Annotated in this window: 16 protein-coding genes; 10 read left to right on the forward strand and 6 right to left on the reverse strand. The window is 71.9% G+C overall.

All coding sequences use genetic code 11. The annotated features are described in order from the left end of the window. Window positions 1-2: 2 nt before the first annotated feature. Genes ACIP89_RS12505 through ACIP89_RS12520 form a run of 4 tightly spaced genes read left to right on the forward strand, consistent with a single transcriptional unit; the run spans window position 3 to window position 4,160 of the window. Window positions 3-1,121: an ABC transporter permease gene (locus ACIP89_RS12505; protein WP_401928021.1), complete on the forward strand. Its 1,119-nt coding sequence runs from the start codon at window positions 3-5 to the stop codon at window positions 1,119-1,121. After that, a complete protein-coding gene (locus tag ACIP89_RS12510; protein ID WP_401920256.1) occupies window positions 1,118-2,008 on the forward strand; it encodes an ABC transporter permease in 891 nt (296 codons plus the stop codon). The genes ACIP89_RS12505 and ACIP89_RS12510 overlap by 4 nt, the downstream gene beginning before the upstream one ends. Continuing rightward, window positions 2,005-3,138, forward strand: a complete 1,134-nt coding sequence (locus tag ACIP89_RS12515) for an ABC transporter ATP-binding protein (protein WP_402114734.1) — start codon at window positions 2,005-2,007, stop codon at window positions 3,136-3,138. The genes ACIP89_RS12510 and ACIP89_RS12515 overlap by 4 nt, the downstream gene beginning before the upstream one ends. After that, a complete protein-coding gene (locus tag ACIP89_RS12520) occupies window positions 3,135-4,160 on the forward strand; it encodes an ABC transporter ATP-binding protein (protein WP_402114736.1) in 1,026 nt (341 codons plus the stop codon). Before ACIP89_RS12515 ends, ACIP89_RS12520 begins: the two co-directional genes overlap by 4 nt. A 46-nt stretch (window positions 4,161-4,206) precedes the next feature. On the opposite strand, the gene trxA is transcribed toward ACIP89_RS12520, so the two are convergent. The 3 genes from trxA to ACIP89_RS12535 form a co-directional block, all read right to left on the reverse strand. Next, a complete protein-coding gene (gene trxA, locus ACIP89_RS12525; RefSeq protein WP_402114738.1) occupies window positions 4,207-4,551 on the reverse strand; it encodes a thioredoxin in 345 nt (114 codons plus the stop codon). After that, window positions 4,548-4,964, reverse strand: a complete 417-nt coding sequence (locus tag ACIP89_RS12530) for a MerR family transcriptional regulator (RefSeq protein ID WP_401928013.1) — start codon at window positions 4,962-4,964, stop codon at window positions 4,548-4,550. The genes trxA and ACIP89_RS12530 overlap by 4 nt, the downstream gene beginning before the upstream one ends. Window positions 4,965-5,092: 128 nt before the next feature. After that, the gene (locus tag ACIP89_RS12535; protein WP_402114739.1) at window positions 5,093-6,454 is read right to left on the reverse strand and encodes a cation:dicarboxylate symporter family transporter; all 1,362 of its coding nucleotides are present in this window, start codon (window positions 6,452-6,454) and stop codon (window positions 5,093-5,095) included. A 131-nt stretch (window positions 6,455-6,585) separates the two neighbouring features. Here ACIP89_RS12535 and ACIP89_RS12540 point away from each other — a divergent pair, with 131 nt between their 5' ends. The 3 genes from ACIP89_RS12540 (at window position 6,586) to ACIP89_RS12550 (ending at window position 9,738) form a co-directional block, all read left to right on the forward strand. Continuing rightward, window positions 6,586-8,271 (forward strand): ATP-binding protein, encoded by a 1,686-nt coding sequence (locus ACIP89_RS12540; protein WP_402114740.1) that lies wholly within the window; start codon window positions 6,586-6,588, stop codon window positions 8,269-8,271. Window positions 8,272-8,276: 5 nt separating this feature from the next. After that, window positions 8,277-8,951 carry a response regulator gene (locus tag ACIP89_RS12545; protein ID WP_402115200.1) on the forward strand — a complete coding sequence of 225 codons (675 nt, stop codon included), beginning with the start codon at window positions 8,277-8,279 and terminating at the stop codon, window positions 8,949-8,951. Between the two features lie 163 nt (window positions 8,952-9,114). After that, window positions 9,115-9,738 (forward strand): XRE family transcriptional regulator, encoded by a 624-nt coding sequence (locus ACIP89_RS12550; protein WP_401921041.1) that lies wholly within the window; start codon window positions 9,115-9,117, stop codon window positions 9,736-9,738. 144 nt (window positions 9,739-9,882) lie between these two features. On the opposite strand, the gene ACIP89_RS12555 is transcribed toward ACIP89_RS12550, so the two are convergent. Beyond that, window positions 9,883-10,908: an ATP-dependent 6-phosphofructokinase gene (locus tag ACIP89_RS12555; protein ID WP_073736827.1), complete on the reverse strand. Its 1,026-nt coding sequence runs from the start codon at window positions 10,906-10,908 to the stop codon at window positions 9,883-9,885. 225 nt (window positions 10,909-11,133) lie between these two features. Between ACIP89_RS12555 and pta the strand changes: the two genes are divergently transcribed. The 3 genes from pta to pyk all read left to right on the forward strand — a co-directional run bounded on the left by pta (window position 11,134) and on the right by pyk (window position 15,985). Next, on the forward strand, window positions 11,134-13,245 hold the full coding sequence (gene pta, locus ACIP89_RS12560; protein WP_402114743.1) for a phosphate acetyltransferase: 2,112 nt from the start codon (window positions 11,134-11,136) through the stop codon (window positions 13,243-13,245). Then, on the forward strand, window positions 13,242-14,480 hold the full coding sequence (locus ACIP89_RS12565; protein WP_402114745.1) for an acetate kinase: 1,239 nt from the start codon (window positions 13,242-13,244) through the stop codon (window positions 14,478-14,480). Before pta ends, ACIP89_RS12565 begins: the two co-directional genes overlap by 4 nt. Window positions 14,481-14,554: 74 nt before the next feature. Then, window positions 14,555-15,985, forward strand: coding sequence for a pyruvate kinase (gene pyk, locus ACIP89_RS12570; protein ID WP_401920275.1), 1,431 nt, complete (start codon window positions 14,555-14,557; stop codon window positions 15,983-15,985). 95 nt (window positions 15,986-16,080) lie between these two features. On the opposite strand, the gene ACIP89_RS12575 is transcribed toward pyk, so the two are convergent. Next, window positions 16,081-17,403, reverse strand: coding sequence for a hypothetical protein (locus ACIP89_RS12575; protein ID WP_402114747.1), 1,323 nt, complete (start codon window positions 17,401-17,403; stop codon window positions 16,081-16,083). Continuing rightward, on the reverse strand, window positions 17,393-17,974 hold the full coding sequence (locus ACIP89_RS12580) for a DUF6114 domain-containing protein (RefSeq protein WP_402114750.1): 582 nt from the start codon (window positions 17,972-17,974) through the stop codon (window positions 17,393-17,395). The genes ACIP89_RS12575 and ACIP89_RS12580 overlap by 11 nt, the downstream gene beginning before the upstream one ends. Window positions 17,975-18,015: the final 41 nt, after the last annotated feature.

Below are 18,015 nucleotides of genomic sequence, written 5' to 3' on the forward strand. Positions count from 1 at the left end.
CGATGACCGACACCGCCCCCGGCACCGTCCCCGGAACGGCCCTCGCCCCGGCGGGCCCCCCGGTTCCCGCGCCGGACGCTCCCCGTGCCCGCCGCAGGATGCCGCCCCTGCTGGCGTACGCACTGCGCCGCGTCGCCTCCTCGGTGCTGATCGTCTTCGGCGTCACTCTGGTGACCTTCCTGCTCAGCTCCGTCGTACCGGCGGATCCGGCCACCGCCAACCTCGGCCAGCGCGCCCTCGACGATCCGGAGATCGTCGCCCGCTACCGTGCCGACCAGGGCCTCGACCGGTCCCTGCCGGTGCAGTACGCCTCCTACCTCGGCAAGCTGCTCACCGGAGACCTGGGTACCTCGCAGCAGACCCAGCGCCCGGTGCTGGACGACCTCGCCGAGAAGCTTCCCGCCACCCTCGAACTGGTCGTCGTCGCCACCGTGATGGCCCTCGTCGTGGGTGTGCTGTTCGGTGTGCTCGCCGCGAAGGGGCGCGGCGGCCGGCTCGACCGGACCGCCCGCACCCTGTCGCTCACCGGCGTCTCGCTGCCCACCTTCTGGATCGGGATGGTCGCCGCCGTGCTCTTCGTCAGGAACCTCGGCGTCCTGCCCGGCTCCGGGCGGCTCGCCCCCGCACTCGATCCACCGGACCAGATCACCGGCTTCTACACGGCCGACGCACTCCTGACCGGCGACCTGGACGCCTTCGCCTCGGCCGTCGCCCATCTCGTCCTGCCGGCCTCGGTCCTCGCCCTGTCCGTCATCGGCATGGTGCTGCGCTTCACCCGCAGCGCCGTACTGGAGTCGCTGTCGTCCGACTTCGTCAAGGCCGGGCGGGCCAAGGGACTGCGCGGGCGTGGTGTTCTGTGGGGCTACGCGGTCCGCTCGGCGTCCGGCCAGCTGATCACCGCCACCACCCTCTCCTTCAGCCTGCTGCTCGCCGCGACCGTCTACATCGAGCAGCAGTTCTCCTGGAACGGCATCGGCCAGTACGCCTTCCGCAGCTCGACCAACCTCGACCTGCCCGCCGTGATGGGCGTATCCATCCTCATCGCCCTGGTCTTCGTCGTGGTCAACCTGGTCGCCGACCTGCTGTACGCCGCCTTCGACCCGAGGATCCGCCTCTCATGACCGCCATTCCCACCCCGGTCACCGCACCGGGCCGCCGTACGGGACGGGTGGCCGGCGCCTGGCGCTGGGCACGCCGCAACCCCGCACAGGGCATCGCCGTCGGCGTACTCCTCCTGTGGCTGATCGTCATCCTCCTGGCCCCCGTGCTCGCGCCGTACGATCCGCTCGACCAGGGCGCGGTGCCCCTCGAAGGCGCCTCCTCCGCGCACTGGTTCGGCACCGACCCCGCCGGGCGCGACGTACTCTCCCGCGTGCTGTACGGCGCCAGGCTGTCCGTCCCGGTCGGCCTGCTGCTCATCACGGCGACCGCCGTGATCGGCACGGTCGTCGGGCTCGTCGCGGGGTTCTTCGGCGGCTGGGTCGACGAGGTGCTGATGCGCGTCACCGATGTCGTCTTCGCCTTCCCGGTGATCATCCTGGCGATGGCGGTGGCCGCCTCGCTCGGCCCGTCACTGCCCAACTCCGTCCTCGCGGGTGCCCTCGTCTGGTGGCCCGGATACGCGCGCACGGTGCGGTCCACCGTGCTCTCGCTGCGCGAGTCGGACTTCGTGCACGCCAACCGGCTCGCCGGGGTCGGCTCGGTCCGCTCGATCATGGTGGACCTGGTGCCCGGCGTCGCCGGCTCGCTCCTCGTCCTGGCCATGCTCGACGTCGGCGGCGCGATCCTGCTGCTCGCCGGGCTGTCCTTCCTCGGGCTCGGTGCCAGGCCGCCGGCCGCCGAATGGGGATCGATGATCTCCGAGGCCTCGCAGTACTTCAACCAGTGGTGGCTCGCGGTCGTCCCGGGGCTCGCCATCGTCACGGTCGTGGTCGCCTTCAACGTCCTCGGGGACGCTCTGCGGGACCGGCTCGACCCCAAGCTCTCGACGGCTGGAGAACGGTCATGAGCCGCGACAACCTCCTCGGTCCCGGCACGCCGCTCGATTCCCGGGCGGGTACGGGCACGGCCCGCACCGGAACGGCGACGGCTCCCGTGACGGCCGGTTCCGGCGCGGCGGCCGAACCCCTGCTGCGGGTACGTGGGCTGACCGTGACCCTGCCCGGGGCCGGCGGCGGCATCCGGCTCGTCGACGGCGTCGACCTCGATGTCCGCCCCGGGGAGATCCTCGGCATCGCCGGGGAGTCCGGCAGCGGCAAGACGGTGACGGGCATGACCCTGGTCGGCCTCGGCCCCGAACGCGCCACCGTGACCGGTTCGGTCCGCTACGACGGGCGTGAGCTGGTCGCCATGCCCGACAAGGAGTGGGAGGGCATCCGCGGCCGGGAGATCGCCGTCGTCTTCCAGGACCCGTCGTCCGCGCTGCACCCGATGCTCACCGTCGGCCGCCAGATCACCGACCATGTCCGCCGGCACCGGGGAATCGGCCGCAAACAGGCGGCGGCCCGCGCGGTCGAACTGCTCGACCTGGTCCGCATCCCCGGCGGGGCCTCGGCCGCCGCCCGCTATCCGCACCAGTTCTCCGGCGGCATGCGCCAGCGCATCGCCATCGCCTCCGCCCTGGCCTGCGGGCCCCGCCTGCTGATCGCCGACGAACCGACGACCGCCCTCGACGTGACCGTCCAGGCGGGGATCGTCGGTCTCCTCGACGAACTGCGGCGCGACACCGGCATGGCCGTCGCCATGGTCACGCACGACCTCGGCGTCCTGTCCTCCGTGGCCGACCGGATCGTGGTCTTCTACTCGGGCCGGGTCGTCGAGACCGGCACGGTGGGCGAGGTCATCGGGGCGCCCCGGCACCCCTACACACAGGGGCTGCTGAGCGCCCTGCCGCACACCGCTCTGGGACAGCGCTCGGCCGTCGGCCACGCGGTGCCCCTGCGGCCCATTCCCGGTTCGGCGCCCGCCGCCGGCGCGCTGCCCACCGGCTGCCCGTTCCATCCCCGCTGCTCGGCGGCGCTCGCCGGCTGCGACCGTGACCGCCCCTCACCGGTGTCCCTCTCGCCCACCCGTACCGTCGCCTGCGTGCTGGCCGGATCCGGGTCCACGGGCGACACCCCCTCTGGGAGGAAAGCATGAGCCCGAGTTCCGACCCCGCGGCGGCTGTACTGCTGCGCGTCGACGACGTGGTCGTCGAGTACCCGCGCAAGGGGCAGCCCCCGATGCGGGCCCTGGCCGGGGTCAGCCTGGAGGTCGCCCCCGGTGAGATCGTCGGCATCGTCGGCGAGTCCGGCTGCGGCAAGTCCACGCTGGCGCGTGCCGTCACCGGGCTCGCCCCCGCGCACTCGGGCTCGGTCTCCTTCCGCGGCGCGCGGATCGGCGCGCTGGGGCGGCGCCGCCGGGACTCGGACCTGCTGCCGCTCCAGATGGTGTTCCAGGATCCGAACGCCTCGCTCAACCCCCGCCGTACCGTGGGCGCCCAGATCCGGGAGGTGGTGGTCGCCCGCGACCGGGCGCATGGCGTCCGGCACCCTCGCCGCAGCCCGGAGGCGGCCCGCGAGGCGGCCGAGGCACTGCGCCGGGTCGGTCTGCCGGACGGGGCGGCGGACAAGTACCCCCACGAGTTCTCCGGGGGCCAGCGGCAGCGCGCGGCGATCGCCCGTGCGCTCGCCTCCCGGCCGGAGATGATCGTCGCCGACGAACCCGTTTCCGCCCTGGACGCGTCGGCCCAGGCAGCCGTGGCGAATCTGCTGCGTGACCTCTCCCGGGAGGAGGGGATCGCGCTCGCCTTCATCTCCCACGACCTCGCCGTGGTGGGCGCTCTGGCCGACCGGGTGGTCGTGATGTACCTGGGCCGGGTCGTCGAGACAGGCGCGGTGGAGGAGATCTGGAACGCGCCGCGACACCCCTACACCCGGGCGTTGCTGGCCGCCGTTCCCGTACCGGACGGCAGGGGCGCACGGCCGGAGGCGCTGGCGGGCGAGGTCCCGGACCCCGGCAGCCCGCCGCCCGGCTGCCGGTTCCACCCGCGCTGCCCGCTCGCCGTCGACCGCTGCCGCACCGACGAGCCGGTTCTGCTGCGGGCGCCGGGGGCGGCGGCGGAGTCCGAGGTCGCCTGCTGGGTCGCGCAGGCGTCCGGGCCCGCCCCGGGCGGGGTCTGACGCACAGGCCGTCGGACAGTCCGGCGGGAGACTGCCCGACGGCCTCTCAGACCGCCGCCGGGAGCACCTCTTCGAGCTCCTGGAGCAGCCGGCGCTTCGGCCGGGCGCCGACCATCGACTTCACGGGCTCGCCCGAGCGGAACACCATCAGGGTCGGCATCGCCAGCACCGCGTACCTGGAGGTGATCCCGGGGTTCCGGTCCACATCGATCTGGACGATCCTGACGCGCTCGCCCTCCTCTGCGGCGATCGCCCCCAGCACCGGGGCGAGCTGGCGGCACGGTCCGCACCAGTCGGCGGTGAATTCGACGAGCACGGGGAGCGGGGCCCCCAGCACCTCCGCGTCGAACGTCTCGTCGGTGACCTCGGCCACGCCGTCCACCTGGATCATGTGTCGTCCTCCCAGTTCAGTTCGCATCGTGGTTCGGGGCCGCCGGGCAGTTCCGCGGACGCCTCCAGTTCGGCGCGGGCCAGCTGGGCGGCCACCTCCGTGCGGACCGACCGCAGCCGGCCGATGAGCGCGTCCAGGTCACCGAGCTTGCGCCGGTAGACGGCCAGCGACGCCGGGCAGGAGTCGCCGGCCGGATGGCCGGCCCGCAGGCAGTCGACGAAGGGCCGGGTCTCCTCCAGGTCGAACCCGAAGTCCTGAAGGGTCCGGATCTGCTGGAGCAGCCGCAGATCGCCCTCGTCGTAGGTGCGGTACCCGTTCTCCGCCCGCCGCGTGGGCAGCAGCCCGCGCGACTCGTAGTAGCGCAGAGTCCGCGTCGTCGTCCCGGCCCGCTCGGCCAGCTCCCCGATTCGCATGTTCCGACGGTAATCCTTGACGTCCGCGTCAGGGCAAGGGCGGCGAGGCAGGTACGAGGGCGGCTGGAGGGCGGACGCGCGCGGGGCCGGTACGGAAGCTCCGTACCGGCCCCGCGCGCGTGGGGGTCCTACGCCTTCGCGAGCGAGGGCTGTTCCTCGCCGCCGCCCCTCGCCCCGGGGACGTGCGGCTCTGCGGGGCCCTCGTCCGAAAGCATCGTCTCGTCGAACGGCAGCGCCCCGGAGAGGACCTGGTCGACCCGCTCCCGGTCGATCTCCTTGGTCCAGGTGCCGACCAGGACCGTGGCGACCGCGTTGCCCGCGAAGTTCGTCAGGGCGCGGGCCTCGCTCATGAAGCGGTCGATGCCGACGATCAGGCCGACGCCGTCGACCAGTTCGGGCCGGTGCGACTGGAGGCCGCCCGCGAGGGTGGCGAGGCCGGCGCCGGTGACGCCCGCGGCGCCCTTGGAAGCGATCACCATGAAGACCAGCAGCGAGATCTGCTCGCTGATGCTCAGTGGGTCGCCCGTCGCGTTGGCGATGAAGAGCGAGGACATCGTGAGGTAGATCGCGGTGCCGTCGAGGTTGAAGGAGTAGCCGGTCGGCACGGTGATGCCGACGACGGGCTTGCTGACGCCCATGTGCTCCATCTTCGCGATCAGCCGGGGCAGGGCCGACTCGGACGAGGAGGTGGAGAGGATGAGCAGGAACTCCCGGCCGAGGTACTTCAGCAGGGAGAAGATGCTGAGTCCGGCCACCAGGCGCAGGATCGTGCCCAGGATCAGGAACACGAAGAGCCCGCAGGTGATGTAGAAGCCGACCATGATGACGGCGAGGGACTTCAGCGCGTCCACGCCGGTCTCACCGACCACGGCCGCCATCGCGCCGAACGCGCCGACCGGGGCCAGCCACATGATCATGGCGAGGATGCGGAAGACCAGCCGCTGGAGGTGGCCGATTCCGCGCAGGACGGGCTCACCGGCCGATCCCAGGGCCTGGAGCGCGAAGCCCGCGAGCAGGGCGATGAGCAGGGTCTGCAGGACCTCGCCCGAGGTGAAGGCCGACACCATCGTGTCGGGGATGATGCCGAGCAGGAAGTCCGCGGTGGACTCGCTGTCCCCCGCCTGCGCCTCGCCCGCGGCGCGGGTCGCCTCGGTGATGTGGAGGCTGGAGCCGGGCTCCAGGATGTTGCCGACGACCAGGCCGATGGCCAGGGCGACGGTCGACATCACCAGGAAGTAGCCGAGGGCCAGGCCGCCGACGGCGCCGACCTTGGCCGCCTTGCGTACCGAGCCGACCCCCAGCACGATCGTGCAGAAGATGATCGGCGAGATCATCATCTTGATGAGATTGACGAAGCCGGTCCCGATCGGCTTCAGCTCGACGGCGGCATCCGGGGCGACAAGGCCCACCAGGATGCCGAGCCCCACCGCCACGATCACGGCGAGATACAGATACTTGGTTCGGTCCCGTTTGGCGGCGGCCACTGCCACGAGGGTCTCCTCGGCTCTTCTTTGTCCCTCCCCCGTCCCTGGGGGCCCCGGCGACTATTCCGCGCCCTGTGACGCCGGTCTCGGTTACGTGCATTTCGTTCATAGGTTTTCGGCCAGGCAGACTGTGGCTCATGCGTCTTCCCCGTGCCCGCCCGCGCAGCCTGGCCGGTCAGCTCTTCGCCATGCAGGTGGTGCTGGTGGCGGCCGTGGTGGCGGGATGCGCCTTCTTCGCGTACGCCTCCGGCAGCGCGCAGGCCCGCGAGACCGCGACCCGGCAGGCACGGGCGGTGGCGCTGTCGGTGGCCGATTCACCCTCCGTACGGGAGGCCATCCGCACCCCGGACCCCTCGGCCGTGCTCCAGCCGTACGCGGAAGCGGCCCGCCGGGACACCGGGGTCGCCTTCGTCACGATCATGGACCGGAACCGGGTCCGCTGGACGCACCCGGACACCGGTCAGATCGGTGCGACCTTCCTCGGGCACACCGCGCGGGCGCTGCGCGGGGAGACGTTCTCGGAGACGTACACCGGCACGCTCGGCCCCTCCATCCGGGTCGTCACACCGGTCAGGGACGGCGGCCGGATCGTCGGGCTGGTCAGTGCGGGCATCACGGTCGAACGGGTCTCCACACAGGTGCGGGCGCAGCTGGGGGCGCTGGGGCTCGCGGCGGGTGCGGCGCTGGCCCTCGGCGGCATCGGCACCTACGTGATCAACGCCCGGCTGCGCCGGCACACCCACGGGATGAACGCCTCCGAGCTGAGCCGGCTGCACGACTACCACGAGGCCACGCTGCACGCGGTGCGCGAGGGGCTGCTGATGCTCGACGGGCAGCGCAGGATCGCCCTGATCAACGACGCGGGGCGGGAGCTGCTGGGACTGGCACCGGGTACGGTCGGGCGCCGGGTCGCCGAACTCGATCTGCCGGCGCCGCTGACCGGGGCGCTGCTCGCCTCGGAGGAACGGGTCGACGAGGTGCATCTGACGGCGGACCGGGTGATCGTGGTCAACACCCGTCCGGTGGTGGGCGGCGAGCGACGCGGCACCGTCGTCACCCTGCGCGACCACACGGAACTCCAGGCGCTCTCCGGTGAGCTGGACTCGGAGCGGGGCTTCACGCAGGCGCTGCGCTCGCAGGCCCACGAGGCGGCGAACCGGCTGCACACGGTGGTGTCGCTGATCGAGCTGGACCGGGCCGAGGAGGCGGTCGGCTTCGCCACGGCGGAGCTGGAGCTGGCGCAGGCCCTGACCGACCGCGTGGTCGGCGCGGTGGCCGAACCGGTGCTGGCCGCCCTGCTGCTGGGCAAGGCGGCGCAGGCGAACGAGCGGGGCGTGGAGCTGGTGCTGGCGGACGACAGCCTGATCGACGACGGGGCGCTGCCCGCGTCGCTGCCGCAGCGCGATCTGGTGACCGTCCTCGGCAACCTGATCGACAACGCGGTGGACGCGGCGTCGGAGGCGGTGGCCGGCCCGCCGGACACCGTCCCGGCCCAGGGCGCCGTCCCCGCCCGGCGCACCTCGTCCCCGCGCCGCCCGGCACGCGCCCGGGTCACCGTCACGGCACTCGCCGGGGACGGCGAACTCCTGCTGCGGGTCGCGGACAACGGGACCGGCGTCGATCCGGCCGACGCCGCGGAGGTGTTCCGGCGCGGCTGGTCGACGCACGGCGCCGGCCGCGGGATCGGCCTGGCGCTCGTACAGCAGGCCGTGCACCGCAACGGCGGCGCGGTCACACTGGAGCGGGGGCCGGACGGCGGCGCGGAGTTCACCGTACGGCTGCCGCTGCCCGACGGCGGCGCGAGAAGGAGCAGGTCCACATGAACCCCGTGATCAGGGTGCTGGTCGTCGAGGACGATCCGGTCGCCGCCGACGCCCATCAGCTGTACGTGGACCGGGTGCCGGGATTCGCGGTGGCCGCGGTCGCGCACTCCCGCGCGGAGGCGGTACGCGCGCTGGAGCGCGCGCCGGTCGATCTGCTGCTCCTGGACCTCTATCTGCCGGACGGGCACGGTCTGCACCTGCTGCGTTCGCTGCGGGCCGCCGGCCACACGGCCGACGTGATCGCCGTGACCTCGGCCCGCGATCTGGCCGTGGTGCGGGAGGGGGTGTCGCTCGGCGTCGTCCAGTACGTACTGAAGCCGTTCACCTTCGCCACCCTGCGCGACCGGCTCGTCCGCTACGCGGAGTTCCGCGCGGCGGCCGGTGAGGCGAGCGGCCAGGACGAGGTGGACCGCGCGCTCGCCACGCTGCGCTCCCCGCAGCCCGCCCGGCTGCCGAAGGGGCTGAGCGGCCCGACGCTGGAGGCGGTGACCCGCGCGCTGCGCTCGGCCCCGGACGGGGTGACGGCCGCCGCCGCGGGCGTGGAGCTGGGGATCTCCCGCATCACCGCGCGCCGCTACCTGGAGCACCTGGTGACCGCGGGGCGCGCGGTGCGCAGTCCGCAGTACGGACAGATCGGGCGCCCGGAACTGCACTACCGGTGGGTGGCGGAGGCCCGCTGACCGGGCCGCGGGTCCGTCCCGTACGCCTAGGAGATTCCTACGAGCCGTGGCCTGGGTGGAACACACCGTAGTCAGACCGCCTCCGACCTCTTACGGTAGGGCCGTGCACCCCACCCCGCCTTTCAACGCCCCCGCCGCGCGCAGACTGCGCGAGGCCCTGGGAATGGCTCCCGGTCATGTCGCCTACGGCCTCGGCGCCCAGTACGGACTCCGGATCAGCGCCGAGACCGTAGCCGCCTGGGAGCGCGGGCTCGCCCTGCCGAGCGAGTACGAACTCACGGCGCTCGCAGGCGTGTTGTGGTGCGCGCCCGGTGAACTCCTGACCGCCGCCCGGACCCTGCGCGAGCACCGGGTCGCCCGGCAGCTGTCGCCGGACGAGCTGGCGGGGCAGGTCGGGCTGGCCACGTCCGCGTATCTGCGCATGGAGGAGTCCGGGCGGTGGCGGGGCAACGAGCGCCAGTCCGCCGCGCTCACCGAGGCGCTGGGGCTGACGGCAGCCGACTTCGTGACGGCGACCGGCCGGGACGAGGAGCTGGCCGAGCTGCTGCGCAGCGCCGTGACGACGCGCTGGCAGGCGTACGTGAAGCCGGTCGCCAAGGTGGCGCCGGTGGACCGGCGGCTGCTCCAGGGCGTCCTGGAGCAGCTGCACTCCGAGTACCAGGCGCTGATGGTGTCCACGCTGAGCTGGAGCAGTACCGGCACCGAACGGGAGGGTGCGACGGGCGACGCGGGCCGGGCGTTCCTGGCCCAGATCGTGGCGCGGTTCTGGCGGACGACGGAGAAGTGACCGGCGCCCGCTCGGCCCCGCCGGCCGGCGCAGCCCGGTTCGCCCCACCTGATCAGCGGCGCGGTCCGGGCCCCGGTCGCACTCCTTCGGCCGGGGAGGCCGCAGGAGCGGCCTCGGCCCGGGGTCGAGAAGACCGGCTTCGGGTCAGAAGACCGACTCGGCCTCGTGCATCCGCTCCAGCGGAACGTGCTTCAGCTGCGTCACCGCGTCGGCGAGCGGCACCATCTCGATGTCGTTGCCGCGCAGCGCCGTCATCCGGCCGAAGTCACCCCGGTGCGCCGCCTCCACCGCGTGCCACCCGAAGCGGGTGGCGAGCACCCGGTCGTACGCGGTCGGCGTGCCGCCGCGCTGCACATGGCCGAGGATGACCGGCCGGGCCTCCTTGCCGAGCCGGGTCTCCAGCTCGACGGCGAGGCGGTTGCCGATGCCCTGGAAGCGCTCGTGGCCGAACTGGTCGATCGCGCCCTTGGCGTACGGCATCGAGCCCTCGGCCGGGTGCGCGCCCTCCGCGACACAGATGACGGCGAACTTCTTGCCGCGTGCGAACCGCTCCTCGACCATCTTGACCAGGTCCTCGACCTGGAACTTCCGCTCGGGCAGGCAGATGCCGTGCGCCCCGCCGGCCATGCCGGACTCCAGCGCGATCCAGCCCGCGTGGCGGCCCATCACCTCGACGACCATGACGCGCTGGTGGGACTCCGCGGTGGTCTTCAGCCGGTCTATGGCCTCGGTGGCGACGCCGACCGCGGTGTCGAAGCCGAAGGTGCGGTCGGTGGCCGAGATGTCGTTGTCGATGGTCTTCGGTACGCCGACGACGGGCATACCGGCGTCCGAGAGCATCCGGGCGGCCGTGAGGGTGCCCTCGCCGCCGATCGGGATCAGCGCGTCCATGCCGTAACGGCGGCTCAGTTCGGCGCAGTTCTCGGCCGCCTCGCGGAGCCGGTCGCGCTCCAGCCGGGCGGAGCCGAGGATGGTGCCGCCGCGGGCGAGGATGCCGCTGACCGCGTTGAGGTCGAGGGGACGGTAGTGGCCGTCCAGGAGCCCCTTGAACCCGTCCTCGAATCCGATGACCTCGTCGCCGTGACCCACCACGGCACGGTGCACGACCGAGCGGATCACTGCGTTCAGGCCTGGGCAGTCGCCGCCTGCGGTGAGAACTCCGATGCGCATCGTGCTTTATCTCCTGCTCGCTAGGGCCTGTCCGGCGGTAACTACACAATCCCCCGTACGGTGAGCCACGGTGATTGTCCCATGCCAGGTACGTACCTCGCGCTCCCGGCTGCTCCGGGGCCGCGGAGAGGGATTTTCGCCCGGCGGGCGGCCCCTCGGCCCCCGCAGGTATCGTCAAACAGGCGATATCACCCATACCTGCCAGTCAAGGACGGGAGAGCACGCGTGACGCGCAGCGTGTACGTGACCGGGATCGACCGGGGAGACGGCCGCCAGGTCGTCGATCTGGGAGTCATGGAGCTCCTGACGCGCCAGGTGGACCGGGTCGGGGTGTTCCGTCCGCTGGTCCACGACGACCCCGACCGGCTGTTCGAGCTGCTGCGGGCCCGCTACCGGCTCTCCCAGGACCCGGGGACGGTCTACGGCCTCGACTACCACGAGGCGTCCGCGATCCAGGCGGAGCAGGGTACCGACGAACTGGTCTCCCGGCTCGTCGACCGCTTCCACCGGGTCGCCCAGGAGTACGAGGTGGTCCTCGTCCTCGGCACCGACTTCGCGGCCACCCAGCTCCCGGACGAGCTGGCCCTCAACGCCCGCCTCGCCAACGAGTTCGGCGCCTCGGTCATCGCGGTGGTCGGCGGCCAGGACCAGAGCGCGGAGTCCGTGCGGGCCGAGACGCGCAACGCGTACCGCGCGTACGCCGGGCTGGGCTGCGACGTGGTCGCGATGGTGGTGAACCGGGTGGCCTCCGAGGACCGCGAGGTCATCGCGGAGCGGCTCGCGGCCACGCTGCCCGTCCCCTGTTCCGTGCTGCCCGACGATCCGGCTCTCTCGGCGCCGACGGTCGCCCAGATCACCGCGGCGCTGGACGCGACGGTGCTGCTGGGCGACGACGCGGGGCTGGCCAGGGACGCGCTGGGCTTCGTGTTCGGCGGCGCGATGCTGCCGAACCTGCTGAACGCGCTGACGCCGGGCTGCCTGGTGGTGACGCCCGGGGACCGGGCCGATCTGGTGATCGGCTCGCTGGCCGCGCACAGCGCCGGGACCCCGCCCATCGCGGGCGTCCTGCTGACGCTGAACGAGCGTCCCGGCGAGGAGATACTCACGCTGGCCGCACGGCTCGCTCCGGGCACCCCGGTCGTCGCGGTGGCCGACGGTTCCTTCCCCACCGCCGAGAAGCTCTTCGCCCTGGAGGGCAAGCTGAACGCGGCGACGCCGCGCAAGGCCGAGACGGCGCTGGGCCTCTTCGAGCGGCATGTCGACACCGGGGCGCTCCTCGACCGGATCTCGGTCGCCCGCAGCGGCCGGGTCACGCCGATGATGTTCGAGCACGAACTCCTGGAGCAGGCCCGCGCCGACCGGCGCCGGGTGGTCCTGCCCGAGGGCGCGGAGGAACGGGTACTGCGCGCCGCCGACGTACTGCTGCGGCGCGACGTCTGCGACCTCACCCTCCTCGGTGACCCCGGCGTCATCCGCAAGAAGGCCGCCGACCTCGGCATCGACCTGGCAGACACCCAGCTCGTCGACCCGCAGACCTCCGAGCTGCGCCAGGGCTTCGCGGAGCGGTACGCGCAGCTGCGCGCCCACCGCGGGGTGACGGTCGAGCTCGCGTACGACGTCGTCGCGGACGTCAACTACTTCGGCACCCTGATGGTCCAGGAGGGGCTCGCGGACGGCATGGTCTCCGGGGCGGTGCACTCCACGGCCGCGACGATCCGCCCGGCCTTCGAGATCATCAAGACGAAGCAGGGGGGTACCTCCCAGGGCGAAGCCTCTGGGGGAGCCTCGATCGTCTCGTCCGTCTTCTTCATGTGCCTCGCCGACAAGGTCCTGGTGTACGGCGACTGCGCGGTCAACCCGGACCCGGACGCGGAACAGCTCGCGGACATCGCCGTGCAGTCCGCGGTGACCGCGGCCCGCTTCGGTGTCGAGCCCCGGATCGCGATGCTCTCCTACTCGACCGGCACCTCCGGCACGGGCGCCGACGTCGACAAGGTCCGCGAGGCGACGGAACGGGTGCGCGCGAGCCACCCGGAGCTGATGATCGAGGGCCCGATCCAGTACGACGCCGCGGTGGAGCCGAGCGTCGCCGCGACGAAGCTGCCGGGGTCCGAGGTCGCGGGCCAGGCCTCGGTCCTGATCTTCCCGGACCTGAACACCGGCAACAACACCTACAAGGCCGTGCAGCGCTCGGCGGGAGCGGTCGCCGTCGGCCCGGTCCTCCAGGGGCTGCGCAAGCCCGTCAACGACCTGTCCCGGGGCGCGCTGGTGCAGGACATAGTCAACACCGTGGCGATCACGGCGATCCAGGCACAGGGCGAGGAGCGACCCGCATGACCACCACCGAAGGTGCCGCCGCAGTCGAGGGGGCGAGCCGGGTGCTCGTCCTCAACTCCGGCTCCTCCTCCGTGAAGTACCAGCTCCTGGACATGCGCGACCACTCCCGGCTGGCCTCCGGGCTGGTCGAGCGGATCGGCGAGGAGACGTCCCGGCTGGTGCACACCCCGCTGACCGGCGGCGGTGGCGAGAGCCGCGAGCGCCTGGGCCGGATCCCCGACCACGACGCGGCGCTCAGGGCGGCCGCGGAGGAGCTGGCCGCCGACGGGCTCGGCCTGGACTCCCCCGAGCTGGCGGCGATCGGCCACCGGGTGGTGCACGGCGGGCTGCGGTTCACCGAGCCGACCGTGATCACCGACGAGGTGCTGAAGGAGATCGAACGCCTGGTCCCGGTGGCGCCACTGCACAACCCGGCGAACATCACCGGCATCCGCACCGCGCAGGCGCTGCGTCCCGATCTGCCGCAGGTGGCGGTCTTCGACACCGCGTTCCACACCACCATGCCGGAGTACGCGGCCCGGTACGCGATCGACGTCGAGACGGCCGACGCGCACCGGATCCGGCGCTACGGATTCCACGGCACCTCGCACGCGTACGTCTCGCGCAAGACGGCCGAGCTGCTGGGCAGGACGCCCGAGGAGGTCAACGTCATCGTGCTGCACCTGGGCAACGGGGCGTCGGCCTCGGCGGTCAGGGCCGGCCGGTGCGTGGAGACCTCGATGGGACTGACCCCCTTGGAGGGGCTGGTGATGGGTACGCGATCAGGGGACATCGATCCGGCCGTCACCTTCCACCTCAAGCGGGTGGCGGGAATGTCGGCGGACGAGATCGACGTCCTGCTCAACAAGAAGAGCGGTCTGGTCGGACTCTGCGGTGACAACGACATGCGGGAGATCCGGCGCCGGATCGACGCGGGCGACGAACGGGCCGCCCTCGCCTTCGACATCTACGTCCACCGGCTGAAGAAGTACATCGGCGCCTATTCGGCGGTCCTCGGCCGGGTGGACGCCGTGGTGTTCACGGCGGGGGTCGGTGAGAACTCCGCCCCCGTACGGGAGGCTGCGATCGCCGGCCTGGAGGAGCTCGGCCTGGTGGTGGACGCGGATCTCAACGCCGTACGGTCCGGCGCACCCCGGCTGATCTCGCCGGATTACGCCCGGGTCGCGGTCGCCGTGGTACCGACGGACGAGGAGTTGGAGATCGCCGGCCAGACCTACGCACTGGTCGACAACTGAGCACCCCCGCGCCCTTTTGTATCTTCCACCAGCCGGAATATTCCGCAGTGAAACAAACCGATAGGATCCGCCTCATGCGCCGTTCCAAAATCGTCTGCACCCTCGGCCCCGCCGTCGACTCCCATGAGCAGCTCGTCGCTCTGATCGAGGCCGGCATGAGCGTGGCCCGATTCAACTTCAGTCACGGTTCCCACGCGGAGCACCAGGGTCGTTACGACCGGGTCCGCAAGGCCGCCGCCGAGACCGGCCGGGCGGTCGGCGTCCTCGCCGACCTCCAGGGCCCGAAGATCCGCCTGGCGAAGTTCGCCGAGGGCCCCGTCGAACTGGTCCGCGGGGACGAGTTCGTCATCACCGCCGAGGACGTCCCCGGGGACAAGTCGATCTGCGGGACGACCTACAAGGGCCTGCCCGGAGACGTCGCCAAGGGCGACCCGATCCTCATCAACGACGGCAACGTCGAGCTGAAGGTCGTCTCCGTGGACGGCCCCCGGGTCCACACCATCGTCATCGAGGGCGGGGTGATCTCCGACCACAAGGGGATCAACCTGCCGGGTGCCGCGGTCAACGTCCCGGCCCTGTCCGAGAAGGACATCGACGACCTCCGCTTCGCCCTGAAGATGGGCTGCGACCTGGTCGCCCTCTCCTTCGTGCGCGACGCCGGCGACGTCAAGGACGTCCACAAGATCATGGACGAGGAGGGCCGCCGGGTCCCCGTCATCGCCAAGGTCGAGAAGCCGCAGGCCGTCGAGAACATGGAGGGCGTCGTCGCGGCGTTCGACGGTGTGATGGTCGCCCGTGGCGACCTCGCCGTCGAGTACCCGCTGGAGAAGGTCCCGATGGTGCAGAAGCGCCTGGTGGAGCTCTGCCGCCGGAACGCCAAGCCGGTGATCGTGGCGACCCAGATGATGGAGTCGATGATCACCAACTCCCGCCCGACCCGCGCCGAGGCGTCCGACGTCGCGAACGCGATCCTGGACGGCGCGGACGCGGTCATGCTCTCCGCGGAGTCCTCGGTCGGCGCGTACCCGATCGAGACGGTCAAGACGATGTCGAAGATCGTCGTCGCCGCCGAGGAGGAGCTGCTCTCCAAGGGCCTCCAGCCGCTGGTGCCCGGCAAGAAGCCCCGCACCCAGGGCGGTTCGGTCGCCCGCGCGGCCTGCGAGATCGCGGACTTCCTGAACGGTGAGGCGCTGGTCGCCTTCACCAAGTCCGGCGACACCGCCCGCCGCCTCTCCCGCTACCGCGCGGCCCAGCCCATCCTGGCCTTCACCACGGACGAGGCCACCCGCAACCAGCTGGCCCTCAGCTGGGGCGTCGAGGCCCACGTGGTGCCGCACGTGGACACCACGGACGCGATGGTGGACCTGGTCGACGCGGAGCTGCTGAAGCTGGACCGCTACAGCAACGGCGACACGATGGTCATCACGGCCGGCTCGCCCCCCGGCGTCCCCGGCACGACCAACATGGTGCGCGTGCACCACGTGGGCGGCCAGGGCCGCGACTGACGGCCTCCGCCGCAGACATGACTGTGGGCCGGACCCCTGAGATAGGGGGTCCGGCCCACAGTCGTTGTGCGGCTCCCGCACGGGTCAGGGGTGTGTCAGCCGCCCTGGGTGAAGTAGTTGTGCAGGCCGGGCACCGTCAGCGTCCCGCCGAACTGGCCCGCCTGGGTCACCTTCACCTTGGTGAAGAAGGCGAACGGCACGTTGATCGGCGGCGGGGTCTCGGGGCTGAACGTGATCGGGATGAGGCCGAAGAGGTTGCCCTTCAGCTCCTCCGTGTACATCGTGACCGTGCCGTCCTCGATGGTGGAGTGGGAGCCCTGCCGCGCCTTCACATGGCCGGTGACGCCCGGCTGCGGGCCGACCGTGAGCTGGTGGAGGTCCTTGATGTCGACGGAGGAGGCGGTGAACTTCAGCACCTTCTTCGTGGAGCCGTCGCCCTTCCGCACCTCCACGATGCCCTTGTAGTCGAGTCCGCTCAGGGTGAGCAACGAACTCTCCAGGATCCACGGGTCGTTCGGGAGGCGGGGAATGCCCTGCTCCAGATCGGCGTCGGCCAGTGCCTTCGGGTCGGCGGTCGGGCACGGGAAGGAGGGCTTGGCGCCGTCCGGGATGTCCTCGTCCTTCTTGGGGTCGAGTCCCTTGACGTCCTTGTCCAGCTCCTCGACCGGCTTGCCAGCCTTGCCCGCGGCCTCGCGGATGGCTTCGGCGGTCTTGTCGGCCGTCTCCTCCGCCGCGTCCGTGGCCTTCTCGACGGGCTTGCCGGCGGACTTGTCCGCCGCCTTGTCGGAGGACTTGTCGGAGGACTTGTCCGTGTCGCTCGCGGACGGCTTCGGGGAGGCGGTGGTGGCGCTCGGGGACGGACTGGCCGTCTCCTTGTCCGGTCCGTCGAAGAGGTCCTTGAGCGCGTCACCGAGTCCCAGCGGGTCGAGCGGGTTCTTCGACTTGGTGGGCGACGGACTCGCGCTCGGCGTTTCGGCCGGGGAGTCGGCGACCTTCTTCGCGGAATCCGCCTCCGTGTCGCCCGAGGCGCTCCCGGAGGGGGTAGCCGAAGGCTTCGGGGTCGTCGTCCCGTCGCCCTTGTCCGGTGTGGCCTTGCCGCTCGGCGTGGCGGACGGGGACGGCTTCTTCGTCTCCGAGGCGGAGGGCGACGGCGACTCGCTCGGCTCGTCGGAGCGGGTCACACAGGGGCCGGGCGCGAACGGGATGTCCGTGTTGTCGTCGGCCATCGCGAGCCTGGGGGTGAGCCCCATCCCGACGAAGACAGCCGTCGGCATCGCCGCGAGCGCGAACGCCTTCTTGCCGGAGGGCATGTGCAGCTTCGTCAGCAGCGACTTCCTGGGGGCGGCGTGCCGGGGGCCCCTGTGTTCCTGGAGCCCGCTCTCGTCCGAGCGGTTCATTTGCTTGTCGTCACCCCGCACGATGCCTCCCGCCCTCGGCCTCGGCCGTCGTGTCGTACGGGGCCTGCTGCTCGGGAACGCCCGCCCCGTGCAGCGCGCCCTCGGGAAGCGGCCCGCCCTTCGCGAACGAGAGGATGCCCGGGGCCTCCTCGGCGGGAGCGGCCGCGGCCGGCGCGGGCTCTTCCTTCGCCGACGTCTCGCCCGGGGCCCACGACACGGAGAGCGCGCCGCCGATCAGGGCGAACAGGAAGCCGATCACGAAGCCGCCGATGTTGGCGACGGGTATGGAGATGAGGGCCAGCAGAATCGCCGCGACACCGGCGAACACCCGGACGATGCTGTGGAACCACATCGTCAGGCCCAGCGTGACGAGCAGGACACCGATGATCAGCGAACCGGCGCCGGCCGTGGTGGACATCGCCAACGTCACGTTGCCGAGGTGCATGTTCGCGTACGGGAAGTACATGATGGGCGCGCCGCCCAGCATGGTGAACAGTCCGGCCCAGAACGGCCGGTCACCCCGCCAGGTGCGGAAGCCTCGCCGGGCGACGGAGAGGTAGTGCTCGTTCTGCCCTTGGGATTCGGGGCTCATGGAAAACAGCTCCCTGGGAACCGGTACTGCTGTGAGAAGGA

Source organism: Streptomyces sp. NPDC088730 (assembly GCF_044751215.1).
Lineage (GTDB): Bacteria > Actinomycetota > Actinomycetes > Streptomycetales > Streptomycetaceae > Streptomyces.